The organism is Paenibacillus sp. FSL H8-0104 (assembly GCF_038050215.1).
Taxonomy (GTDB): Bacteria; Bacillota; Bacilli; order Paenibacillales; family Paenibacillaceae; genus Paenibacillus; species Paenibacillus amylolyticus.
The window spans coordinates 4683454-4708662 of the sequence record NZ_JBBOTC010000001.1 but is presented as its reverse complement, the minus strand read 5'-3'; the positions used below and the strand labels follow the sequence as shown (position 1 = coordinate 4708662).

The window sequence follows — 25209 nt, the reverse complement described above, 5'->3', positions numbered from 1 at the left end:
CATTCTAAAATGAAGAAATTTATTTCTATTATCCTTATATTTTCAGTATTATCAGGACTTTTCGCAAACTGGATTCCGGCGACTACATATGCGGAGGAAGAACAGGGCAATTCCAATGAATTGATTCAGATTCTGATTGACGAATTTGGTACGACGGAAGGCTTTATTCAGGGCTATCTGGATCAAGGATACAATCTGAATCAGATCCTGTCAGCCTTCTTTAAAATGAGAGAGAGTCAGATTGGGTTTGACGAAGCACTAAGTGTACTTTATCCAAATGAAATCAATGAATCTCAAAGCGTTACAAGTGACGTATATTCAGAATATTCTCTTAACAACGATATATCGATTGTCAGTGTTGGTGCGGATCAGTCCAGCATCATGCAACGATATGACACGTTTGCCGTGACTGCGGAGGTCTATGGGGAGTCTGATCTCGGCGAGTCAAAGAATGAAGAAGAGGAAGAAGAAAATTCTGAAGAAATCGAACAGCCTGTAACAGATCCTGAGAGTGGGACAACTGAGACAGAGCAGCCCGCTGTCGAGGAGCCAGCTCAGGATAATAACGAGCAAACGGGATCGACGAACATCCCAGAATCTGAAACCACAGATCAAGGTCAAAGTGATGTACCGGATGATGAAAAGCAAGATAGCACAGATACTGCTGACGTCATCCAACCCTTAGCAGCGTCAACCAGCGTGCCCGATCCTGGGAAGCATATTACCGAGAAAGCACCGGTGTTTAACAAAAATTCGTTTAATGAAGCACCCTATACGGTGGGAGAAAACGGTGAAGCCATTTCTAACATGAGTGGTGGGTTGATGCTGGAGCATGTGGATGCTACGCTTCCGGGCCGCAATGGCATGGGGTTTTCCTTGGAAAGACAGTATAACTCGGCATCCGCACAGTTTTACGATATGGATGTGGGCTATAACACATATGATTATCCAATTTACAAATATTTTGTCACGTATAGTGCGGTTAGAAAAAAGAAAATTCCTAAATACCACGTAAAGTATCGTGAAAGCATGTGGTACCAGTTAGACAATAACGGGGATGGTACAGTAGATACTGAAACCTCGATTCAGGAAACCAAAATCATGCCGAAGGGCACGTATACGACAGAAGCAGAGGCCAAGCAAGTCGCAAGTCAGCGTATAGTTTACTACACAGCTCCTGAATCACGCACAGAGCAAACCATAAAGTATGCTGCGAGCACGAGTAACCTTCCGTCAAGTGTGGATTACAACAGTGGAGGTTTCAGTGGTACATTGAACAAGCAGGGCGGACCAACGGTAGTTTCCGGTGAATATAAACCAGCCCGTACCATTACAGCGCCTACTCAGTCCTGTGTGAATTCCATTCCTGGTAAATACGATGCCAAGGGGGTTTGGGTACAAACGGGATCTGAGAGCCCTTGCCCGCAAACTAAAACGGCTACAGTACAGGGTCAGACCATTACATTGACTCGTTCGTCTGTAACGAATACGAAGGCTTGTCCATCACCGAATAAATCGGTGGCAAACTACGTGTGTACCAAGACATGGGAAGCCAAATATGATGGTTCTGTAACCATTCCGGCATCGGATACACGTAGTTATTCACAGACCTATGCCGGCACCGTCACCAAGCCAGGCGCTTACTCGTCCAGACGATATGATAACTGGGTGTCTCTTGGAGGCGGAGGCAAGCAACGTAAAGCATATAACGTGAATGAGCTCCCGTGGGTAGAAACTGAGATTACCGAGGGAGCGGCAGAATCGACCACTCAGGCGACGGATGGCACAGACTATTGGTCCGAAGCGAGCGATCTCAAAAACGAAATTAATAACTATCCCAATGCCGCGTTCCAAAACGGAGTCGATGATGGCTATAACTACTACATGGCTTCCAAGCCTAATGCAGAAATTCGTGCTTATCAGGTAGGCAATGGCACGGATGTGACCTATTATAATAAAACCGTTCCAAATCCTCTGGATAAAACCTATCCACTCGGTAAAGGATGGTCTTGGAAACTGCCATCCATCGAGACGAAGAACAATAAGAAAGAAGTAGTATTTGCTGATGGTGGGCGATACGAGATCGTCGGCAATACACTAAAGGGATACGACTGGGAAGGTATTACGGTGAATCCGGATACGTCTGCTGCTGTAAATGGCGAAACTTCTGCACTGGTCATGATATCTGCAGATGGATTAACAAAGCAATATTTCTCTACGGATGGACGTCTGCTTCAGATTTCAGATGGACAGAAAAATGATGTTCAATTCTATTATGAGAACAACACAATATATAACAGCAAGTTGTTGACTCAAGTAAAGGATGCTATAGGCAATACGATTCGCATCAGTTATACGGCCTCAGCCGTAACAATTGTTCAGGGGAACCGCACGGTTACCTACAACAAACAAACGAAAAACGGCATGGAGCTGCTCGATTCCGTCATCGACCCATTGGGTAGAAAAACCACTTACTCATACAAGCTGGCCGATGCTAAGTTTAACTTACTTGGGTTTAGCCCGGAACGTGCGGTATTGAATCCATATGCGTTGCTCACATCCGTGCAGCATAATACAGGTGCCAAAACGTTCTACGAGTATGAAAATAGCCCTGTTAAACGATATATTGGTGAGGATTCTTTTAACGAAGCGTATCGTGTATTGTCTCGTAGAGACCAGTTAACCTATGAAAATGGCTCGACAGAGGATTTTAACCGTCAGACATTGAGTTACACTTCAGATCTGGGGGAGACTTATGGACAGGATGTAACATTTACAACAGCGATTAATAACGGATTAACCAATACGCAATACAACTATCGCAAAGATTACATCAATGTCGATACTCCAACACAGTTTTATCTGGATCGAGCAATCGTTAGTGCGGAAGGAAAAACACAAACGATATCGTACACCTATGGAAAAACGGTCAAGGGACGTGGTTACGCTGCACCTACGCCTACCATCACCTCTGAAACCGATAATCAGGCCAAGGATGTATTAACTACAACGGTTCAACTGGATGATTACGGAAATATTACATCGATGACAGATGAAACAGGACGTACCGTTACAAGCACATACGATGACACAAGACATTGGTTGACTAGTATGATAGACATGGTAGATTCAACAAACAAGAAGTACACACTCATCAAGCGAAATAATGAAGGCAATATTACGCAAATCATTAATCGAAAAGATAGTACAAGTGGTGAATTGCTTCAACAAGCAGACTATACGTATGATGCATACGGAAATTTACTGACCCAGCGTATTTCGGATGGCTCTCAGGAAAGGTCCGCTACGTTGGAATATGATAGTCGTTATCAGAATGCTTTCCCAACCAAGCAAAGTATGGTTGTGAGTGATGTTGACGGCAAACAAACGATAGTCAGTACTTTCGTAGAGTATGATCCGGTCACTGGTGATATGCTATCCTCTACCGATGGAGAAAATCATACAACGAAATACCAACTGGATGCATTAGGTCGTACGGTTAAAGTGGTACAACCAGATGGTAAGGTTCTAAATGCCAGTTATGATGACATGACAAATACGATCACGGTTACGGATGAGAGCGGTCAACAACAGGTGACAAAGTGGAACTCGTTGGGGCAGGAAATCGAGAAAGGATATTTCTCAAACGGTACTTATCTTGTATCCAAACGAACGGGATATGATCCATATGGTCGAGCTTTTTGGTCAGAAGATGCATTAGGTAATCGTACTAGTAACTTCTATGACAACTGGAGCCGGGTCATTTCGGCCACAGGTCCGGACGGTTCCTCCACTACGATGAAGTATAATGATGTGGCTCGAACGGCGACAAGTACAGATGCTGAAGGGTACATGCAGATTGAAACCTACGATAAGTGGGGGAAAGTGCTGAAAACGGAAGAGAAGACACAGCAGGATACGGGATTACGAACGCTGGAGAAAAATAAATACGATACCATCAGTGGCAATACAATGGAACAAATCGATGGTAATGGTAATGTTACTTCATTTACGTATGATGTGATGGGACAACTTCGTATGGTTATCAATGCTAATGGTGAACAGACCAAATATGTGTATGATATGATGGGAAATCTGACCAAAACTATTGATGCTAATGGAAATATCAAAGAAAATCGTTATGATCAGATGGGACGCAGAATCCAGACATTGGACAAGTCGGGAAATGTGACCAGAAGCTATTACAGTCCTAATGGTAACCTGACGAAACACGTCGATCGCAATGGCAATGCATTGACGTATGATTATGATGTGCGTGGTATCTTGATTCGTAAAACAAGTCCAGATGAGACGATCAACTTTACGGTGGATGCTCTGGGTAAACGAACCAGCATGACGGATCGTACGGGGACTACCACGTATCAATATGATCCATCGACGGAACAGTTAGCACGGATGACCTATCCGGATGGTCTTTCTACAGAATTCAGTTATGATTTGAATGGTAACCGTACTGAAATGAAAGGTCCTTTTGGTAACACAGTGTATTTTGCATATGATTCCATGCAACGTATGTTATCGGTGGGAACAACCAAAGATACTCCCGATGCACAGTATAGTTACTACTTGAATGGACTCTTTAAAGAATCTCAATCTCAAAATGGTGTGAACGATCGGAAAACCTACAATGGTTTGGATCTAGTCTATATGGATCAGATCCGAGATCAATCTGCACTGAGTACCTACAATTATAGTTATGACAACAATAAAAATATGATTAATCGTGTTCAGGAAGGTTCTCAGGATACATTTACGTATGACAAGCTGGATCGCATTCTGTCTTCCAGTCCGAATAATGAGCAATACACTTATGATAAACAAGGAAATCGACTGACAATGCAGTCTGACAAAGACCTTAATGTCAGTGAAAGCGAGTATCAATATGATACCCGCAACCGTCTAACTCAGGTCACCAAAGACGCGAAGAAGGTAGGTTATCAGTATAATGGTGATAACTTACTTGTAGAACGAACGGAAAATGGTGCAGTTACACGCTATTACTATGATGATGACGCGCAGATTATAGCGGAAGCTGAAGTCCGGAACGGGACGCCTGAACTGAAGGCAAACTATATCCGGGGAACCAAGCTGGAAGCCATCGCGTATCCTGATGGCAGCAAAGCTTATGTACAAACGAATGGCCATGGGGATATTACAGAATTAAGAAATGCAAATGGTGAGTTGTTGAACAAGTATCAGTATGATCTCTGGGGGAATATTGTTTCCAAAGAAGAGAAAGTACACAACCCATTCCGTTATTCGGGCGAGCTGTGGGATGATACAACGGAATTGCAATATTTGCGAGCGAGATGGTATGATCCTTCGTTAGGAAGGTTTATTACGGAAGATACCTTTGAAGGTGATCTCCAGAATCCTATGACCCAAAATGGATATGTCTATGCGGGTAATAATGCGCTCATCTATGTAGATCCAAGTGGTAATGTTTGGAAATGGGTAGGTGACAGTTGGAAAGTTGTTAAGAAAGCTGGCGTTGCTACGGCCAACTTCCTTATTTTAGATGACCTTAAGACGTTTATAGATCCGAAGTCGTCTTTATTTGATCGAGGCATGGCTGTCGCAGGATTCCTGCCCGTAGGAAAAGTCTTTAAAGGCGGAAAGCTTATTGTTAAATGGGCAAATAAAGAAGGTAAAGTCATCAATAAAGCTACTACAACAACAACTAAAGTAGTTAAAGCCTGTAATTGTTTCACCGCTGGAACTAAGGTACAAATAGACGGTGGAGAGAAAAATATTGAAGACATTGAAGTCGGAGATAAGGTTCTTTCCAAAGATGAAGAGACTGGAGAACAGGCTTATAAGGAAGTTACTGCTCTTCATCGAAATGAGAAAGATACGACATATAAATTGACAGTGGGTAACCAAATTATTGAAACTACCGATAATCATCCATTCTGGGTTGAAAGTAAAGGATGGGTACTTGCTGTTGATCTCAAGGTAAACGATAAACTAGTACAAAGTAACCGGAATCATCTGAAAATTGACAATATCGAAATTGTACAGCACGATAAAAAAGTAAAGGTTTATAACTTTACTGTGGCAGAGTTCCACACATACTTTGTAAGTAGTTTAGGAATTTGGGTGCATAACATTGGTGGTTGCTTAGATTGGAGCAAGGCAGTAGCCCATGTTAAAAAACATGAAATTAACGACTTAACAAAACCATCGCATGGAGTTTTTTCTGGTGATGCTGTAAAGATTGTTGAAGGCGCTTGGGAAAAAATAAAAGATAAAAAAATTCGAGCTAAATATGACTCTAATCAGAAGAATTGGTATTATGAAGTTATTTATAATAATGCAGGAATTTCAGGTGGGAAATATGGCGATGGAAGTAGTTTAAACAAAGTCAGAATTATTGTAAATAATGCTTCTGATAATCGAATAATTACTGCGTTCCCCAAATGAAATAACTTTACACTTAATTATTTTAGGGAGTTGTATGTTATCTAGTGGAAAAAAATAAACATAAGGTTGATTGGTGCGATGCATGTAATCAAGGATGGATTGAGGTTAAAAGAAACAGTCTTAGCCATAATATTCATTTTAGATGTTCGGAGTGCCTTAATGAGTACAAAAATTATGAGGATATTAATACCAAAAAAGTTTTAAAAATCGAAGTGGATTGGCATGCGATAGATTTGTCTGTAGAGGAAATTCTTCAAAATAATCTTTGGAGGTATATTATTAAAGAATGGGAGAATGGTCAATTAGTAAGGAATGATGGGGTTATAATTAAAGTTTGGTCTAAAGAAAAAAGGAAATTCATCAAAACTTAGTAATTTTGGCCTTGAGGGCACCAATACTCAAGGTCATTCATTTACCTATCCATTGCCGAACGAATCGTGTGCGACATCTAAAAACTTAATTCTTATCGTATTGGATCTTGGAGGAATAGACTGAAAATATTAAATATGGAGTGAAAAAATGCTGTAACACCAAATTCTTTTTCCTACTTGTTTGAATACGGAAATTTACTATTTGGACATCGTACAACAATTAATTAACTTATTCGATATTTCAGAGAAAGAAACATTTCTCAGAATCAATTCTTTTTGGTAGGGCAATGAATTATACATCAGAATACGATATGATTTTCCATGAGTCTCCTGATTTTTTGGGCAAAAATAATATATTATTAGCAATCAAATTGGTGGGATCTAAGACAGGGTGAACTGACCCCTAGAAAAAATGGATTGAGATAGGATGTATTCAGAAAAAGAGTTGGTACAACAATATAATTGTACTCTAACAACCTTGGAGGGCTTCATACCTTTCAAGGTTGTTTTTTTGTCAACAGACTGATTAAATTCAGAGGTATGAATTTAGTCAAGCCTACAAATGATGATATAACTCTGTCTAAAAGTCTGCAATCCATAAGAAAAGAAAGCATGTTTTACAATTACATTGACTTTTTGTCCTGACAATAATATATTGTTGTCAGGACAAAAAAAGAGGTGAAGCAATGTCCGCCAAAAAGATGGGGCGGCCTAAATCTGACAAACCCAAAAGCAGAACGATTGATATACGTGTCGACGAGGAAATTATGAACAAGCTCGATATTTCGGCTGAGAAGCTGAATACGAATCGATCAGACATCGTTCGCAAAGGGATTGAGAAGATTTACGACGAGCTCCAAAAATAAAAAAGGAAGCAGCTTGAGTCCCACGAAGAACACGCTGCTTCCTATCCCGCAATCACTTAAATGAGCGACTGCATAAATATCCTACCATGTGCAGAACGTTCATTCAAGTGAGGTGCGAATTGATATACAGGAGGATGCACATGAATTCGATATTAGAAGCATTATATAATGGACGACTTCGACCGGCTGAGATGATGATGCCGACACATCCTGAATACCAAGCGTTAGGACGGCAGATTGCAGCTCTGACAGAGCAGTGGAAGAATCGATTGAGCGAGGAAGAATTCCGTGAGCTTGAACAGTTATTTGACTTGTGTGGCAGATGTGAGGGCATGCATACGGAAGCAGCGTTTGCACAAGGTTTTCGTCTGGGTGCCAACATGCTAATTGAAGTCATGAGTCAGCGGGAGGAATCGGTGTTGGAGTTTAACTAAGTTTAACGATGTGAGCAGAGATCCGGTTTACTTTTACAGCTAAATTCTCAGAAAATGACGGCATACAAAATACTTATTTTGCATCATAAAATGGTATCAAAAATTGATTGTAACAAAGCCCTCAAATCCTCTCTGCATTCAGCAGCAGTGTTCGAGGGCTTCACATAAACATAGAGTTAACAATATATAGGGAAAGAAATTGTTAAACAAATTGTTCCTTAATCCGCAATATTCCCTGCCATTTTCAGACGACGTGCAATTTCCTTAAAGTCTTCTTGTGAGATGCCCGGTGCAAATTCTTCCTCGACCGCAGGAGCTTCTGGAATCGGGAATCCTTCAGGTATCCCTTGGATGACTTCAAGAGGTTGTCCATCTTCGGGGTGGGTTCCTTTCCAGATCTGGCCGATCGTGTTGAAATCTTTATCACTATAGGTGTACAGTTTGGTGTGTACCCCTTTTTCTTCATATTTGCGAGCCTCGTTGAAGGCTTTGTTGTTCAGTGAAGGGATAGGAACCAGCTTGGTCACATTTACGCCAGTTGCAATCTCAAGTGCTTTTGCATATGCGACAACATGCACACCGCCACGTACCAGCAGGAAACCAACCACTTCCCGGGCTGCCGGGTGATCCGTCATCTCATATACTTTCATTTTATGGGTACGAGCGCCACATTCAAGGAAGAAGTTATGCAGCAGATCCTCGACCAGGTTACCACTGTTGAAGACGTTTGCTCCCGTCCAGGGATTACCCATAGAGTCAAAAGGCATTGCGCCTTGTGCACCTGCCAGGTAGTGATACGACAGACGAGCATCTTTCACGGAACCTAGCGGTGTATCGTCGGGTTCTTTGTACTCGGTTGAACCTCGGAGGCATTTGTTAATGCCATGAGACACGAGTTCAACATGACCCAATTCTTCGGCCGTAATGCTCATGACGAGGTCATAGAAGGGCTTCAGCTTTTCTTTGGATCGAAAATTAAATGATTGATAGAGGTAGTTGTTCAACGTTGACATTTCTCCGAATTTGCCGCCGAGTAATTCTTGTATAGCTGCCGCAGCATTCGGATCTGGCTTCTCGACATTGGGAATCTCAATCAGGATTTCATCCAAGCGTTTGAACATTCGGGTGTAACCTCCTCAAATTAGTATTGCAGATCGTGTAGGGTTTCAGATCGTGGAGTCACTCTGTCATGGCCTATTACACGTCTATTGGGTTTTTTAAACAAAAAATCAACCAAATGGGACTTAAGCATCGCATAACGCATGCCCCAACTCTTCTCCCATTTGTTATTTCCAATACGGTCAAATTTATGTATAATCAAACATTCAAACGAGTCTTCACGTACAAGAGAAGAGAGTCATGAATCCATAAAGGAGTAAGAGATGAACAAGCGTTGGATACAAATAGTTGGGATTGTGATGTTTCTAATGATTCAGATGTACATAAGCAGCGAGCCTGCCACAGCATATGTCGTTACGAATGAGGTTCAGGTGGATGAAGAAACACGGCAGTTACTTGAAAAGAAATACGGGTTGGATCGTCCTGAGGAGCCGAAGACACAACAACACTTTTTCTCGGGTGACTGGGGAATGAGTTTCCGGACGGAGCCTCCTGATTCGTTTGACCGACTTGTTCATGTGGTTCCTTTTTCCCTACGGCCACTGGCCTGGATCTTTCGTTTATTCGTGTAAAATGAAACCCGGACGGGCAATATAACAGAAACATATTGTCCCAAGGAGTGAGTGAAATGAGAATGCTCATCGTTACCGTCATGTCGGTAGTTCTGAGTTTAGCCGGAATTACATCAGGCACAGGCGCCGCCATCCCTGATTATGCGAAGTGGGGAATTATTGCGGTCAAAGAAACACAGACCAAGTATAATGTGGATATTTTGGACTATAAGCATATCGGTCGCACCTCTCTAACAGCAGATCAATCACGGGAACAGTTCAAGCTATGGGTTCGTGCGAAAGACGGCAAACAATTCGCAGTCTATGTGAATGTTGATTTTAATCCGTTTACACAGCAATTAAAGAAAGTACAATTTTCCGAATCGGATCGGCACTGATCCGTTATGAACCAGACTGCCTTAATCATTAAGGTGAAAGTCTGGTTTTTTTTATTTTACAAAATCCTTTTTTTACTATTGAATAAAGAACTTATGTTCGCATATAATATGAAATACAAACAAACGTTCTTATCGGAGGGATGATTATGCTAGGGAAATATATTGGCCAGATGGTGGAGCTTGTCTACATGGATCGTGCAGGGCAGATTACGCAGCGACAGATTCGAATTAACAGTGTACGTGGCGGGATGATTAGAGCATCAGCGGGAAAAGAAGGCTCACCCCGAACATTTCTGGAGCAAGGTATTCTGGCATGGCGTCCTGTTACCGATCTGAATGGGGAGGTAAAGTATGCTGAACGACTTTGAACGCAAGATTTTGCGTATTATGGTGAACTATGCAGGACAACGGCGCAGGCTGCCGCGTATGGATGAACTGGAGAACAAGACGGGACGAAGCAGAGCTTACATTCATGAGTCTTTGCTGGAGCTTGAACGCACCGGGCACATCGCCTGGGAGAACCGGTCTAATCTCGAGGGGATACAGATTTTACAGGCATGGGAACAGGTACAACAGCCGATTCGCAAAAGCCAACCTTCCGGTGATTCCGTAAAATATTTTACGGACTACTAATCATAATAAGAAAACGCCAACCCGGATAACCGGATCGGCGCTTACTGTGTCACACATGTACGACATGTGCATCTATTTTAGAAATGGGGAAGTTGGTCCAGGTTGTTGGTTGGGTCACCGTCAGCATCTCCGCGAATGTACATTTCGCCATCCTTGCCTTTAAATACATTCACACCGGCAATAGCGCCAGCTTTTACTTCTGCAAGTGCCTGCTGATAATCCAGTACACGTCCTGCTGAAGTTTGAAAAGCTGTCAGGTCACCGTCACCATTTTTCTGTACGGCTGTGAAACTCTCGCGTGTCGTTTGATCCATGATGTCACACTCTCCTTATATGACGAGATAGGAATCTGTCTACCTGATTAGCCTATCCGATTTCCTCGGAAGTATGCATCATATGCTGATAAGAGCTGCCAACGTCGAGGTTTTACAAGCTCTTTCTCATATGAACATGCAGAATATCTGCATCATAAAAAGGTTCTTCTGAAATCACTTCATAACCCAGTTTTTCATAGAATTTCTGTGCCTGACACTGTGCATCCAGTACAGAATAGGATAAGCCGAGTTCACGTGCCAGCTCCTCCATCGCGAGCAGAAGCACACGTCCATAACCAAATGAACGATGAGATTCAAGCACTGCGATCCGCTGCATTTTGGCCGTATCCTTGCTGTAATAGATCAGACGTCCTGTGGCTACAGCTTGGCCATCCGTACTTAACAATACATGATGCACATCCGGGCTGATGACATCATATTGATCAATCTCAATCTCGGCAGGCACCTGTTGCTCGATCACAAAAACGTGATGGCGAATTCCCAGGGCTTGCTCCAGTTGTTCTTCTGTCGATACATAACTAATCTCAGCTGCCAATTCCATTCCTTCTTTCTGCTCTTGCGCGACATATCAGACTGAATTATACAAAAAAATGTTTTTCCTGTATAGTGAAGTCTGGAACATATTGGGAGAGGAGGGGGTAGTGATGGGCATGACAGGCATCATGGTAATTACATTGTTAATGTCGGCGGGAATGATTACTCTGTTGTATTACGTTACGAAGAAAGCATACTCACGCAAGTGGGATGAAGATGAGTAATTCACCTGTTAACCTTCACGGCAAGACTTCACTGCTTCCTCGCGGAGAATACACATCTTGAATTACAGATTTGGAGTATACGTCCAGCCAGACGGGCAGAGACTCACTATTTTCATTGGGCTGTTGTAATTGTTGGAATTGTACCGTATGTTCATCCTTCTCCAAGCCGCAACCCGTAACGGTAGTAATGAGAATCATAAGCCCAGCAAAGAGAAAGAAGCATTTGGTAAATGTATATTTATTGGATTTTGACCGTTTTGTTATGTTTCTGATAGGGAATTCACCTCGTTGTAGAAATGGTAATCTTTCCTTTATTGTGCACCATTTCGGGTGAATTATAACCAAATAAATCATTGACAATGAACACGGTTACTTGATATGATACTGTTACTTGATTGGGAAACAATTATATATCATGATCTGTTAGCTCAGCTGGGAGAGCACTATCTTGACAGGGTAGGGGTCAGTGGTTCGAGCCCACTACAGATCATACATAAGAAGCCTTACATTGTAAGGCTTCTTTTCTTTTTTTTTACATACAAACATGAATGCGATTTGCGATAGTTTCAGTTTCTCTTCCTCTTTTTAAACAAAACTTAAATAAAACATAAATTCAGCGTAAGGTTCGTCTTCTATACTTGGTTCTGAGGTCAACATAGAACAGAAGAAGGAGAGAACTTATGAACTATTCAAGTCCATTTACATCAAAGTTAGCCAGAGTAGGGATCGCGGGTACACTGGCTTTAATTCTGGCAGCAAGCCCACTTGCCAACATGGGGGTTGTTGCAGCGGAAGCAGGCCCAGCACCTGTATCTACGAAGATATATAACACACCTAAAGACTCTTTAGAGCAGACGCCGATTCAATACCAGATTCAGGCTCGATTAAATGAGAAGGACATGACGATCCAGGGGAGCGAGAAGGTAACGTATCGCAACACAAGCAAGGATGCACTCCAGCAGCTGGTCCTTCATACATATGCTGACGCAAACCTCTCCAAGTCTACACAGGCGAGCATGTACCAACAGCATAATGAGAAGATTAGTGAAGATCACCCGGAGAAGACAGCGGAGGACTTTCTGGGTGGCATCGATATTCAGGCTGTAACCGCAGATAGGCAATCGCTGGATTTCCATAAGGAAAACCAAGCGTTGACCGTGCAGTTGAAAAAGCCCGTACAACCAGGCGAATCAGTATCATTCCAACTGGAGTTTCAGTTGAATATACCCTATGGCTCACAGCGAGTTTCCTACTACAAGGACATGATCAATGGTGCACACTGGTTCCCGGTGATGTCTGTATATGACGAGGTTAAGCATCAATGGAACAAGGCGCCGTATAGTCGAACATTTGAGAGCGATTATTACACCTCATCGGACTTTGAAGTTCAATTCAATGTTCCTGATGAGTATCAGGTAGCTATGCCGGGTACGATCACTACTCAAAACAGTACAGAACATGGTCGTAAGATTGTGTCTGCTGTGGCCGAGAATACAAGGGAGTTTGTATTCTTTGCTAGTCCAAACCTTCAATTGGAGAGTGTTACCCGTAACGGTCTGACGGTGGAATACTACTATTATAACGATGATCCATCCAAGAAAAAGATAGTTGACCGGTACATTAATCAGGCATTCAAGGTCATCGATTTTTATAGTGAGAAATATGGCAAGTATCCCTATCCAGAGTTCCGAATTGTCGAGACGTATGTACAAGGCGTTGCCGTGGAGTACGCGAGGCTCATCCAGATGGGACAGATTCAAAATGGTGCTATTCCAGAAGAAGACACAACATTTATTCATGAAATAGCACATCAGTGGTTCCATGCATTGATCGGTAATAACTCGGAGACAGAATCCTTCCTGGATGAAGGCTTTGCCGATTTCTCCATGGTGTATTTTGCCGAGAAACAGGGAGACAAGCTAAATGGGTTCAGATCCATACAGTTTGATACTGCGCCCGTAGATATGGCGATTGCGTCAACAAACGATGAAGCTGGGGATTTGGCCGGTTTGGTGTATTATCAGAAGGGAAGACAAGCGATCTATCAGCTTTACCGTTCCGTCGGTGAAGAGAAATTTGACGAGTTGATGAGGACATATTTCAAACGCTACGTGTACCAAAATGCAACGGTAGAGGGGCTGCTTCAAACCATTGAAGATGTGCTTGGTAAAGAAGTACGTTCAGAAATGCAGATGGCCCTATATCAGCCTGATTTTGTCTTAAAGCCGGAATACCAATTATCACAGGAAGAGACCGCCGCCTATGTGCATGATGTCTTACAAGTGCAATATCAGGCTGTCATGGGTATGGTTCCTAATCTGCCTTATGAAGTGATGAATCGATTGATGTACAAAGCCCTTCAAGGCGAGGAATTAACCATTGTGCTCAGCGATCAGGTGAGTAAGCTTGCAACTAAACAGCAGGAAGATATGGTTAATCAGTTGACCAGATTCCTTGATATGACTGGTATGAGATACGACATTATAAGGGATCGCAAGGAACTGAAGCAAAAGATGAAAAAAGAGATCGGCAACAGCAACCTTATTGTCATTGGCAATGCCAAGTCAAACGGATTGGTGCAGGCTTTAAAATTCAACATTATTGATCGAACGAAACAGACGGGTTTTCCTTGGAAAAATACCATGAATCAACCTCTCGCCGCGGGTGCATATGTTATCAAACATCCCTATAACCAGAATCGATTGATGCTTCATTATTTCTGGAATGAGGATCATCTGAGTGATGTGGCATTTGAAGCTTTTAAGCTGAAAATACAGGAGTCTACCGGATTCACTAACGACTTTTATCAGTACTATGTATTGGATAACCAAGGCAAGGAGCAATCCAATAAAAAAGTTACGAATCCCATATCTTCACTTTTTGCAGAGTAATAAGTAATTGGTTTTGCAGTTTCTTCGTTCAAACAGGTTAGCCAATTTGTATTGGTTAGCCTGTTTATGTTTTATATGAAAACCAGTCTTAGAATAATAGGCTGCAAGATGGGCATAATGCTTTAACACAAAGGCAACTTCATGAATATACTTATCGGGAGAAAACAATAGGAGGGATTAATATGAAGGATCAACATTATCCGAGCGTACCAATGAAAGGGACAGTTGCTGATTACAACTGTAAAGGAAATAAAGGAATGAACAAAATGAAAGCGTATTCATATAATGCTAGAATTTGTCCTATCATTTGTATTACTCGGGAGCCGACTGCGAATGAGGGTAATGTTGTTGATTATTCAATCCTATTAAAGGACACTTCGGATGTTTTATATTCGCGACCGGTAAATGGTAATACCCTGCTCACGAAGGAGTTGAGTTCTCATGTCTATGACTGAAAATATTGCTCAGACAGCACTCGACGCAGCGATGAAGGCAAACAGGGCCGTTGCGCCTTATGATTATTGTGATGCAGAAACCAGACGGATGTACACGCCTCAATTTGATAAAAAAATGGACAATCCTATGTATACCGCTGCAATGGCGGGTCTTCAATCGATCTATTGGTTTCGGGCGATCAAGGTGAAGGGGCTTATCCCTGATGCAAAAGCAGATTATTATGCTACGTATTCTACCAACCATAATCACATCGGAGGAATTGGACTAGCCTACTCGAACAGCCCGACAGGACCATGGACCAAACACGGACAGGTGTATCTCGATACTGTGGTTGGGAATTCGACGGAAACTCCATTTGTGATCTGGAACGATGAAGAACAATTGTTCTTTATGTATTATCAACAAAACGGACTGGGGATCAATCAATCGACGGCACTTGCGTCCTCTGTAGACATGATCAACTGGACAAGAGTGGGTTTGATTTTGGACAAACCTCCCGGGTTCCCAGGTGATGGTCATACCGGTTACTTCTCGTGTTTCAGAAATGGCGGCAAATGGATCGGTTTCTCGGTGATGGGCGGTGGTGACTTTGGCCGTAAATGTATCTGGCATTCACATGACGGACGTAGCTGGTTAGCTGATCCAAGACCATTAATGGGTGGGAATGATGCCACTTTAAGTGCAGGAGAAAACATTTCGAGACCCAATGCTGGTGTATTTATGTACAAAGGGAGCATGTGGTGGCTGGGTATGTTATCAGCTTATGCTTCCGGTGGGGTTACGACGGTAGCTCGGCCTGCCATTGCCAAGATCAGTGCAGACTTTCGTCAACTGCTGGACAAACCTACAGATATATATTTTCCGGCATTGGATTGGGAAACGACCAACATGCAGTCCTTGATGGTGTCCGTTATGGACGGTGTAGTGTACGTGTATTACAATACCGATCATAATATCGGTGTAGCCTATTCGGTGGGGGTGTAGAGATGGTTATACGTGATGCAGCGGGTCAGATTGTGCCCTTTGGAAAGGTTCACAAACAGCTTGTGGCCGATTTTCTTTACGGAACGTTACCGGATTGGGTGGAGGTGGTGGGCACCCCTACGTTTGAGCCTTTGCCCGACAGAGGGACCATTACCGTTACAACTCCGACAACGGCAGGAGCCACGGCAGAGTTAAAAATGAAACATCTGATTGACAGCTCGAAAGTAACAGCAATTGCAATCACTTTGGAAGCGCTACAATTAAACGGGAACATTGGAATCTCAGTTCAGGTTGGCATTAAATCGAAGGATAGCAAGGCCGGAATCACTTTTTTTCAAAACGTAAATCAGAAATATGGTATGGTCCGTGCCTATAAAGCAGATGGAACGTACACGGATTTTAATCAAAACATGGTGTTCTTCACCACACATGGCGTAGCAGGAGATGAAGCACAGAACCGTAAGAATCTCACTGTGTTGCTCTGTACCGGATTACAGTTCTCAGCTGGGTTCGAGAGACCGTCGGTATGGCTTGGTGCGGATGATCAATATGGCGGTGTTGCTGCTGACCTTAGCGGTGGGTTGTTCCAACATGGAGAACTGCAATGTCTTTTGAAGCTGACTACAAGTAAGGCCGAGGCCAAGTATTTCAAATGTGCACAGATGAAAGTGGATATCTGGAGTAATTAATCAAACTGGGAAGACATCTGAAGATGAACAAGGTGCATGATTTGAATTGGAATGACTATGAGAATAAATAGATTATCTGTATGGATCGGTAAAAAGATATACGTGCAGTAATTTGGTACCTAAACACGGACGCTTTGAAAATGAAGTGCAGTGTTTGGGTACCATTTTTATTTAGAGAATGAAGTCAGGCCAAGTTTGGTGGATACAGCGAACAACTCAGAAAGTGCACTGACTTTAGGCTTGGGCTTGTCCGGGGTTAGAAAAGAATTATTCTCCAAACGTGTTTTAAACTATATTATTTTTTATATTAACTATTTAAATACACAATTTAATTGTGTACAATGTAATTGTTGGTGATACAAATGAGATCAAATTTTAGTCAAAATAAATCTAATTAACTAAAGGAGTTTTCACAAATGAAAACATTATATGAAACTACAGTAATCAATACAGGTGGACGTCAAGGCATCGTACAATCCCCAGATAACGTGTTTATGTTGGATGTTGCTGCACCGCCTGAACTCGGAGGACAAGTGACGACAGCTACCAATCCGGAGCAGTTGTTTGCAGCAGGATATAGTGCTTGTTTTAACTCCGCACTGGAGTTTCAATTGAAGAAACACAAAGTTGAGATTGAAAGAAGTACGGTAGCTGCAACCGTAATGTTGGTGACGGACTCTGAGGATAACGGCGTGAAGCTTCAAGTCGATTTGGAAGTTAAAATCCTTGGTCTAGATGAAGAAACAGCACAGAAGTTTGTGAAACTTGCCCATGACTACTGCCCATATTCCAAAGGAATCAAAGGGAACGTGAATGTTAACGTGGAACTCGCGTAATCACTGATACTATTTGTTGATAAGAAGCCTCCGAGAAATCGGAGGTTTTTTGGTTTTTTATGCATAAAAATCAATTTCGCACTCAATTGTGGGTTATAATGGTAGTAAGTTTACACAAAACTGCTGAAAGGGGAATGTACTTATGATGGATTTTAGCAAACCACCCCATGGCTCTGAGACCGATACCCACCGTCAGCGTCATCAGGAGAATGAACAGAAATACCTGTCCGGAGGCAAGGGTATTTGGTATGAAATCAGCAACTGGCTCATTCTCGGAGGTATCCTCCTTGTCATATTTTTATTATTTAAATACGTTTTCTAAATAGACACACAACCGGGCGAATCCCCATATGATGCATTACATCAGTAAGCACTTGGGGAAATGGGGAATCCGGGATGGCAAAGGCAAAAGGTAAGAAAGCTCCCGCATTAAAGAGTGATAAAATACGTGTATCCATGAAGTTGGTCACATCGGATGTATGCGAGAGATGTAAGACACCATGTACACGAGGTATGGATTACGCTGCACGTATGAGAATTGAAGGGGCTTTAGGCAAGGGCGTTCCCTGTATATTGACCCGCCATACTTCTTCATAAACTCTTCGTATAATCCCGTATATATAACAATTATAGATCAGGGGCATCCTTTAATGAGGATCGCCTCTTTTTGTGCATTCCAAGGGGTGGAAAAAATTCTGGATAAAAAATGAAAAATGATGAAAAACAGCGCAACTTTGTGGATGAATCTGCAGTATAAATGTACAACAGCTAGCAGCAGGGGAGGGAATATTGACGGGATGAAATGGAAACGAATATTGCTTTGTGTCACGGTATTCTCCTTGCTCGGCGGGTCTTTATTGTTTGCAGATTCGGTGAACGAGAAGATTCGTGTTCTCATTAACGGCAAGGAAGCAGCTGATGGAGGTTATCTCATTGATGGAACGACCTATGTACCTGTCAGGGAAGCCGGAGGCGTCGTCAAATGGGACAGCAGTAACAAGAGAGTAACGGTGATCAAACCGAATGTACATATTTTTCTCTTCAAGGGAGACACTGTATTTGGCAACGTTAACGTAGGTAAGCTGAAATTCAATGTATTTTCACAAGTGGACAGTCTGACAGCAGATGTAGCTGCGGTGAAAGTAACGATTACCAATCCAAGCGGTCAGGTGAAGGATATCCAGTCACAGGAGCTTACAACCCAGAAGGATAACTTCTGGTTCCGCACATATGATTTTACGTATGATTTCAGTCGTGCCGGCAAATATCAGGTCGGCTTTCATATTAAAGAAAATGCAAACAGCAGCTACGTCCTGGTAGCGGAGAAAATCATTACAGCGCTGAACGATTGAAGCGAAAATAACCCTGTGAGTTAAATTGACCTGTGTCATTGAACATGTTACGATATGCAGGGTTACACAATTTCTATTTATAAAGCGAGGTATTTCAATGAGCGATCACACACATGAACACGGCGATGGCTGCGGATGCGGGCAAGACCACGACCACGACCACGAGCATGAAGAAGTCCTTCTCACATTAACAGACGAGAACGGCCAAGACGTGGAGATGGTTTTGGTGGAGACGTTTGACGTGGAGAAGCATGTTTATGCGCTCCTGCTGGAACGTAACAATCCTGAAGCTGACGGCATCATCCTGCGTATGGAAGAAGAAGACGAGGAAATGGTGCTCTACAATATTGAAGACGAAGAAGAGTGGAACCGCGTTGAAGCGGCTTACAACGAACTCGTTGCATCACAAGAATAGTCATTCTTTTGGAACATAACATGAAGGCTCCTTGATCTCAGGGGGCCTTTTGTTTGTTTTTCAAGAGGTATACGAGCATTTACACCACCGGTTTGAACGACGAAATAGACGGGAAAATGCAAACTCGCTTGTCCCATAAAATAAAAACGGACCAAGCTAGGGCTTGGTCCTTTAAGTTTATCCCCTGCACAGCGCAAGGAGGTTGTTCTAGAAAATGGCATCGGCTTCCACGATCACTTTAACGTTGGTTACGCTGCGATCTTCGGGTCCTTTGACGGGTAATCCAACTTCGACATGATCGATGATGTAGTCGATGTTTTCCTGGGTGATAACCTCACCCGGTAACAGGATCGGAATTCCTGGCGGATAGACATAGATGAATTCCGAGATAATACGTCCTGCGGATTCCTTAAACGGAATCACTTCGGTATCACCGTAGAATGCATCACGTGGAGTCAGCATCAACTGTGGAATATCCGGAACTTTTACGACCAGTTCATGGGCCGGGTTCACTTGATAATAGGTACGGGAGAGATCCTGCAAAGCGTTCAGCAAGATATCCACACTATTATCCGTATCTCCTGGCGTAATGAGACACAGAATATTGTACATATCACTAAGTTCGACCTCAATGTTGTAATGTTCACGCAGCCAGTTCTCTGTCTCATACCCTGTAATACCCAGATGGCGAACATGGATCGTTACCTTGGTTGGATCATAGTTGAAGGTCGCTTCTGTACCCAGCAGCTCTCTACCGAAGCAATACAGGCCATCCATATCGTTAATCGAACGTCTGGCAAACTCGGCTAGTTCAATCGCCTTCTGTGCAATCTCACGACCGTGGAGTGCCAGGTTACGTCTTGATGTATCGAGTGAAGCAAGCAAAATGTATGAAGTTGATGTTGAGGTGAGCAGACTCAGGATCGTCTGTACACGCTGTGGATTTACGAACCCATTCTTGGTATTCAGGTTGAGTACGGAACTCTGTGTCATGGAGCCACCAAGCTTGTGAACACTGGTTGCAGCCATATCGGCACCTGCTGCCATCGCAGACAGTGGCAGATCCTCATGGAAATGAATGAGTACGCCATGGGCTTCATCAACAAGCACAGGGACTTGATAACTGTGTGCCAGCTCAACAATCTCTTTCAGATCAGTAACCACGCCGTAATAAGTCGGGTTAATTACAAGCAATGCCTTGGCATCCGGATGACGCTCCAGTGCGCGACGGATAGACTGTGTGGTCACTCCGTGGTCAATGCCCAGATTGGGATCTTGTGAAGGAGAAACAAATACGGGTTTGGCGCCTGAGAAAATAATCGCGGACAGAACCGATTTATGCACATTACGGGGCACAATAATTTTGTCACCCGGTGAGCATACAGACAGAATCATGGTCATAATGGCACTGCTTGTGCCTTGTACACTAAAATAGGTATAATCGGCTCCGAAGGCATCTGCTGCCAAAATCTGTGCTTCCTGAATGACACCGGTTGGCTGATGCAGGTCATCCAACGGTGCGATGTTAATCAAATCTATGGAGAAGGCATTATCGCCAATAAATTCACGGAATTCGGTATCCGCTCCCAATCCTTTTTTATGGCCCGGAATATGAAACTGTACCGGATTGAGTGCCGCATGATTTTTTAAAGCGGTAAACAGCGGCGTACGGTGGTGATTCATCAGTGCTGTCACAACCCTTCCTAATAAAATTGGTAAACAAAGATGAGTATAGCAAATTAAGAACCGAATGCAACAGTATAAATCGACAATTTTTTAAATTGCCGAGATTTGCGCACATTCCCCACGGTTACACTAAGGATAGGGAATAGGCAAATGAACACCGAAAGGGGAAAAAGAATGCAAACCGACACAAAACCAGCCAAAATTTTGCGATCACCATTTTTTATCGCGATGTGGCTGACACTTTTTCTAGTTGAAATTATCAAAGGGGCCCTGTTGGTAGCTGTTCTGCCCGTGTATATGGACAATATACTGGGTCTGTCTGCAGGCGTCATTGGTGTGGCATTTGCTCTTCAATATTTGGGAGATAATCTGTTCCGGGCGCCTTCCGGCTGGGCAGCAGAACGGATCGGGTTCCGCGCAACGATGGTTACAGCATTAATCTGTACCTTAATCGCTGTTATTATGATCCTTTTTCTCAAAAGTGCCGTTGGACTGGCCATGGCCTGTCTGATTCTTGGCATTGGTACATCACCGCTCTGGCCTTGCGCCATGACAGGGGTAACGGCGATGTCAGGCCCACAGAACAAGAATGGTACAGCAATGGGGGCGCTGGAGGTGGCTGCTCTCGGCGGAACGGGGCTTGGACCTATAGGTATGAACTGGCTGCTGGAGCGCACGCATCATGATTATCAAACTATATTCCTCGTGCTGATGGGTTGTGCCATTCTCGTTATTCTGGTGGCCATGATTCTTCCTGGACGTGTCATTGTTGAAGGAGAGCATGCCGAGCAAGCAGCGAAGAATAGTGATGTGAAATATCCAGCCAAACCGAATCTGCTCACGCCGTTCATCCGGCTGCAAAAGAGTGTGAAGGACACACTGCAACGGGTACGCAGCACACTTAATGTTAATCCACTGGTGTATCCTGCCCTGTTTATGCAGTCGTTTGTCATCGGGCTGCTCAGTCCAGTCATCACGCTATATACACGCACAGACCTGCACATCTCACCGAATCTATACAGTTTGTTGCTGATTGCAGGTGGTGGAATAACCGTTATTGCCTTGCTGCCTGTTGGTAAAATGGTAGACAGGTTTGGGACGAAACCGTTCCTGAATGTTGGTTTTTTGATGGCGGCGGCAAGTCTGTTTGCATTCTCCTCCATAACATCCATTCCGGTGGTGTTTGGTGTTGTCATGCTGGTGGGCATCAGTTATGCCATGATTTTGCCCGCCTGGAATGCTTTTGTAGCCACGCTGATTCCCAAAGGGGAGCGGGGTGCGATCTGGGGATTCTTCCTTACATTGCAGGGATCAGGCATGGTTGTAGGCCCCATTGTTTCCGGACTGCTGTGGGACCACGTGAGCCATCCGGCTCCATTCATCGGCAGTGCCATCGTCATGGCAGGACTTGCCGTTGTGCACTTTGTGTTATCCCGCAATCCGTTTCGCACCGCTCCGGCCAAATAAGCAAAAGAAAAGGGAGTTCCACCAACCGTATTGGTTGTGGAGCTCCCTTTTTAGCGTCCAATATATCACGATAATCGGGGGCTTGCCCCTGTGCGTCTGCGGAAAGCTGCAATCCGGCGGTCCTTTCGGTGAAAAATAGTCAAATAACCAAGTACCCTTACATAAAATGAAGTATAAAATAGGGTAAGCCGATTGAGTAGAAGCGATTGAAGACGAGGGCCGGAGTTGATCCGGTACAGATGGAGGGAGTGCCGTGAATAAGAGTTATGAAGTTGAATATTGCAATCTGGAGCTGCGGTTCAACCGTCGGCATATCCAAAATTTGATCAGAGACCTTATTCGTGAGGGATATTCACTATATTGGAGCGAGGACGAATCCTTTTTTATCCTGTCAGTCCGGACCGGCCGCAAGCTGGTAAAGCTCCGCTTTCAACAGACACGCACGGGGAACTACAAGATGACTGGGGATTATATCATTAAGGATGCAAAACTTGCAGAGTGGCTGGAGAAGCTGATTGGAGATACACGCGGGCATGCAGTTGTGAAGCGTTTCAAGGATCAGCAGATGACTGTGGAGAACATTTTATTCGGTGAAGTCATTCGGCTCGTGGAAGTGTCTGGGTTCAAACAGCGTGTCATTTTTCAAAAGGAACCTGCGCCGACGGCGGAAGAGATGGAAGAAATGTTCCTCTCGCGTGAAGGCGAGGAAAGGCTCATGTTGTTGCGCATGGAAGTAGACGATGAACTGGAGCGCCTCTACACGGCCATGCAGATGGATAATATCGAAAAAGCAAATGCTTGCCGTCAAGTCTTAAAACAGTTGTCTGGACATCTGTTAATGTTGGAAGGATGACAAGATACGGCCGTATTTATGAAAATACGATGAACACCTCAGCAGATTGGGGTGTTTTCTCGTTGCGTAGCTGTGCCACGGGGTTCACTTCTATACATAAAACCGTTAAAATGGGAGTATTGTTGAGAATTTATTTCAATAAAATTAATTGGAGCAAAGGATGGAGGACCAGATGACAAAACAACAAATTGGCGTAATTGGCCTGGCTGTCATGGGCAAAAATTTGGCCCTTAACATTGAAAGCAAAGGTTTCTCAGTATCGGTATTTAACCGTTCCCCGGAGAAAACCAATGATCTTCTGAAAGAAGCTGAAGGTAAAAACCTGACAGGCTCATTCTCCATTGAAGAGTTCGTAGCATCCCTGGAATCCCCGCGCAAAATTTTGATCATGGTACAAGCCGGCAAAGCGACCGACGCTACCATTGAACAACTGCTTCCTCATCTGGATGAGGGCGATATCATCATTGACGGAGGGAACGCATACTTCCCTGACACGCAACGTCGCAGCAAAGAGTTGGAAGACAAAGGCATTCGCTTCATCGGTACAGGTGTATCCGGTGGTGAAGAAGGCGCACTGAAAGGCCCTTCCATCATGCCAGGTGGACAGGAAAGTGCTTATAAACTGGTTGAACCGATCCTGACGGCGATCTCGGCCAAAGTCGGTGACGATCCATGTTGTACATATATTGGACCTGATGGTGCCGGACACTATGTGAAAATGGTTCATAACGGTATCGAGTACGGAGATATGCAGTTGATTGGTGAAGCATACCACTTGCTCAAATCCGTATTGAACGTTTCCGTTGAAGAGCTGCATACGATCTTTACGGAATGGAATCAAGGAGAGCTGGATAGCTACCTGATTGAAATCACAGCAGATATCTTCTCCAAATACGATCCAGAAACCGGCAAACCAATGGTTGACGTCATTCTGGATGCTGCTGGACAAAAAGGAACAGGTAAATGGACAAGCCAAAGTGCGCTGGATCTCGGCGTTCCATTGTCCATGATTACAGAATCCGTATTCTCCCGTTTCCTGTCTGCCATGAAGGACGAGCGTGTAGCAGCTAGCAAAATCCTGAATGGACCAGCAACTGAAGAGTTCTCCGGTGACAAAAAAGCGTTCATCGAGAGCGTGCGTAAAGCCCTCTTCGCAAGTAAAATCGTATCCTACGCACAAGGATTTGCACAAATGCGTGCAGCTTCCGATGAGTATGGCTGGGATCTGAAATACGGCAACATTGCCATGATCTTCCGTGGTGGCTGCATCATCCGTTCGCAGTTCCTGCAAAACATCAAAGAAGCTTATGATAAAGACGCAGCGCTGAAAAACTTGCTCTTGGATCCTTACTTCCAAAACATCGTTGAGTCTTATCAAGGCGCATGGCGTGAAGTTGTAGCGGCTGCTGTAAAACAAGGTGTTCCAGTACCTGGATTCTCCAGCGCTCTTTCTTACTACGACAGCTACCGTACAGAGCGCTTGCCAGCAAACTTGCTGCAAGCCCAACGTGACTACTTCGGTGCTCACACGTTCAAACGTGTGGACAAAGAAGGTAGCTTCCACCACAACTGGATGGAGTAGTACCACATATACAAGTCTATTATGATTTGGCTAGTGCCACTTTAAGTGGCAGGTTTGGCCTGCTAAGGGGCTCAAAAGAGGTTTGGCGT

General features: G+C 43.7%; 24 protein-coding genes and 1 tRNA gene. 20 read left to right on the top strand and 5 right to left on the bottom strand.

Annotated features, from left to right (window positions below):
* The first annotated feature begins 9 nt into the window (after positions 1-9).
* The 4 genes from NST38_RS20900 to NST38_RS20885 all read left to right on the top strand — a co-directional run bounded on the left by NST38_RS20900 (position 10) and on the right by NST38_RS20885 (position 8115).
* Positions 10-6444: a polymorphic toxin-type HINT domain-containing protein gene (locus tag NST38_RS20900; RefSeq protein WP_179087854.1), complete on the top strand. Its 6435-nt coding sequence runs from the start codon at positions 10-12 to the stop codon at positions 6442-6444.
* Positions 6445-6488: 44 nt separating this feature from the next.
* Positions 6489-6815 (top strand): hypothetical protein, encoded by a 327-nt coding sequence (locus NST38_RS20895; protein ID WP_076250824.1) that lies wholly within the window; start codon positions 6489-6491, stop codon positions 6813-6815.
* 686 nt (positions 6816-7501) lie between these two features.
* Entirely contained in the window at positions 7502-7681 is a 180-nt protein-coding gene (locus NST38_RS20890) for a ribbon-helix-helix domain-containing protein (RefSeq protein WP_047843716.1), read from the top strand.
* Between the two features lie 140 nt (positions 7682-7821).
* Positions 7822-8115, top strand: coding sequence for a DUF6809 family protein (locus tag NST38_RS20885; protein WP_101313578.1), 294 nt, complete (start codon positions 7822-7824; stop codon positions 8113-8115).
* A gap of 218 nt (positions 8116-8333) precedes the next feature.
* On the opposite strand, the gene NST38_RS20880 is transcribed toward NST38_RS20885, so the two are convergent.
* Positions 8334-9236, bottom strand: a complete 903-nt coding sequence (locus NST38_RS20880) for a manganese catalase family protein (RefSeq protein ID WP_036614750.1) — start codon at positions 9234-9236, stop codon at positions 8334-8336.
* 261 nt (positions 9237-9497) lie between these two features.
* Here NST38_RS20880 and NST38_RS20875 point away from each other — a divergent pair, with 261 nt between their 5' ends.
* The 4 genes from NST38_RS20875 (at position 9498) to NST38_RS20860 (ending at position 10816) form a co-directional block, all read left to right on the top strand.
* On the top strand, positions 9498-9806 hold the full coding sequence (locus tag NST38_RS20875; RefSeq protein WP_036614747.1) for a hypothetical protein: 309 nt from the start codon (positions 9498-9500) through the stop codon (positions 9804-9806).
* Positions 9807-9862: 56 nt separating this feature from the next.
* Positions 9863-10183, top strand: coding sequence for a DUF3889 domain-containing protein (locus NST38_RS20870; RefSeq protein WP_076250826.1), 321 nt, complete (start codon positions 9863-9865; stop codon positions 10181-10183).
* Positions 10184-10329: 146 nt separating this feature from the next.
* Positions 10330-10551: a hypothetical protein gene (locus NST38_RS20865; protein ID WP_017687387.1), complete on the top strand. Its 222-nt coding sequence runs from the start codon at positions 10330-10332 to the stop codon at positions 10549-10551.
* Entirely contained in the window at positions 10535-10816 is a 282-nt protein-coding gene (locus NST38_RS20860; RefSeq protein ID WP_076250828.1) for a hypothetical protein, read from the top strand. The genes NST38_RS20865 and NST38_RS20860 overlap by 17 nt, the downstream gene beginning before the upstream one ends.
* Before the next feature lie 77 nt (positions 10817-10893).
* Here the strand turns inward: NST38_RS20860 and NST38_RS20855 are convergent, their stop codons facing one another.
* The 3 genes from NST38_RS20855 to NST38_RS20845 all read right to left on the bottom strand — a co-directional run bounded on the left by NST38_RS20855 (position 10894) and on the right by NST38_RS20845 (position 12107).
* Positions 10894-11130 (bottom strand): DUF3892 domain-containing protein, encoded by a 237-nt coding sequence (locus NST38_RS20855; RefSeq protein ID WP_017687389.1) that lies wholly within the window; start codon positions 11128-11130, stop codon positions 10894-10896.
* A 112-nt stretch (positions 11131-11242) separates the two neighbouring features.
* Complete coding sequence (locus NST38_RS20850; protein WP_076251207.1) at positions 11243-11686, bottom strand: GNAT family N-acetyltransferase; 444 nt, start codon at positions 11684-11686, stop codon at positions 11243-11245.
* 238 nt (positions 11687-11924) lie between these two features.
* A complete protein-coding gene (locus tag NST38_RS20845; protein ID WP_143781238.1) occupies positions 11925-12107 on the bottom strand; it encodes a hypothetical protein in 183 nt (60 codons plus the stop codon).
* Positions 12108-12326: 219 nt separating this feature from the next.
* On the opposite strand from NST38_RS20845, the gene NST38_RS20840 reads away from it, so the two are divergent.
* The 9 genes from NST38_RS20840 to NST38_RS20800 all read left to right on the top strand — a co-directional run bounded on the left by NST38_RS20840 (position 12327) and on the right by NST38_RS20800 (position 19532).
* A tRNA-Val gene (locus tag NST38_RS20840) sits at positions 12327-12399 on the top strand.
* 190 nt (positions 12400-12589) lie between these two features.
* The gene (locus NST38_RS20835) at positions 12590-14800 is read left to right on the top strand and encodes a M1 family metallopeptidase (RefSeq protein WP_076250830.1); all 2211 of its coding nucleotides are present in this window, start codon (positions 12590-12592) and stop codon (positions 14798-14800) included.
* Positions 14801-14982: 182 nt separating this feature from the next.
* Complete coding sequence (locus tag NST38_RS20830) at positions 14983-15255, top strand: hypothetical protein (RefSeq protein WP_076250832.1); 273 nt, start codon at positions 14983-14985, stop codon at positions 15253-15255.
* Positions 15242-16240 (top strand): hypothetical protein, encoded by a 999-nt coding sequence (locus NST38_RS20825; RefSeq protein WP_076250834.1) that lies wholly within the window; start codon positions 15242-15244, stop codon positions 16238-16240. The genes NST38_RS20830 and NST38_RS20825 overlap by 14 nt, the downstream gene beginning before the upstream one ends.
* 2 nt (positions 16241-16242) lie before the next feature.
* The gene (locus NST38_RS20820; RefSeq protein ID WP_047843708.1) at positions 16243-16929 is read left to right on the top strand and encodes a hypothetical protein; all 687 of its coding nucleotides are present in this window, start codon (positions 16243-16245) and stop codon (positions 16927-16929) included.
* A 416-nt stretch (positions 16930-17345) separates the two neighbouring features.
* The gene (locus tag NST38_RS20815; protein WP_017687397.1) at positions 17346-17765 is read left to right on the top strand and encodes an organic hydroperoxide resistance protein; all 420 of its coding nucleotides are present in this window, start codon (positions 17346-17348) and stop codon (positions 17763-17765) included.
* A gap of 142 nt (positions 17766-17907) precedes the next feature.
* Positions 17908-18087, top strand: coding sequence for a hypothetical protein (locus NST38_RS20810; RefSeq protein WP_036614724.1), 180 nt, complete (start codon positions 17908-17910; stop codon positions 18085-18087).
* Positions 18088-18562: 475 nt separating this feature from the next.
* Positions 18563-19117, top strand: a complete 555-nt coding sequence (locus NST38_RS20805) for a copper amine oxidase (protein WP_036614723.1) — start codon at positions 18563-18565, stop codon at positions 19115-19117.
* 97 nt (positions 19118-19214) lie between these two features.
* Entirely contained in the window at positions 19215-19532 is a 318-nt protein-coding gene (locus NST38_RS20800) for a DUF1292 domain-containing protein (RefSeq protein WP_036614722.1), read from the top strand.
* 207 nt (positions 19533-19739) lie between these two features.
* Here the strand turns inward: NST38_RS20800 and NST38_RS20795 are convergent, their stop codons facing one another.
* Positions 19740-21215 (bottom strand): aminotransferase class I/II-fold pyridoxal phosphate-dependent enzyme, encoded by a 1476-nt coding sequence (locus NST38_RS20795; RefSeq protein WP_036675042.1) that lies wholly within the window; start codon positions 21213-21215, stop codon positions 19740-19742.
* Between the two features lie 177 nt (positions 21216-21392).
* On the opposite strand from NST38_RS20795, the gene NST38_RS20790 reads away from it, so the two are divergent.
* From NST38_RS20790 to gndA, 3 genes are all read left to right on the top strand, one after another.
* Positions 21393-22685 carry an MFS transporter gene (locus tag NST38_RS20790; protein ID WP_076250836.1) on the top strand — a complete coding sequence of 431 codons (1293 nt, stop codon included), beginning with the start codon at positions 21393-21395 and terminating at the stop codon, positions 22683-22685.
* Positions 22686-22938: 253 nt separating this feature from the next.
* Positions 22939-23538 (top strand): hypothetical protein, encoded by a 600-nt coding sequence (locus NST38_RS20785; RefSeq protein ID WP_036614719.1) that lies wholly within the window; start codon positions 22939-22941, stop codon positions 23536-23538.
* Between the two features lie 172 nt (positions 23539-23710).
* A complete protein-coding gene (gene gndA / locus NST38_RS20780) occupies positions 23711-25120 on the top strand; it encodes an NADP-dependent phosphogluconate dehydrogenase (RefSeq protein WP_076250839.1) in 1410 nt (469 codons plus the stop codon).
* Positions 25121-25209: the final 89 nt, after the last annotated feature.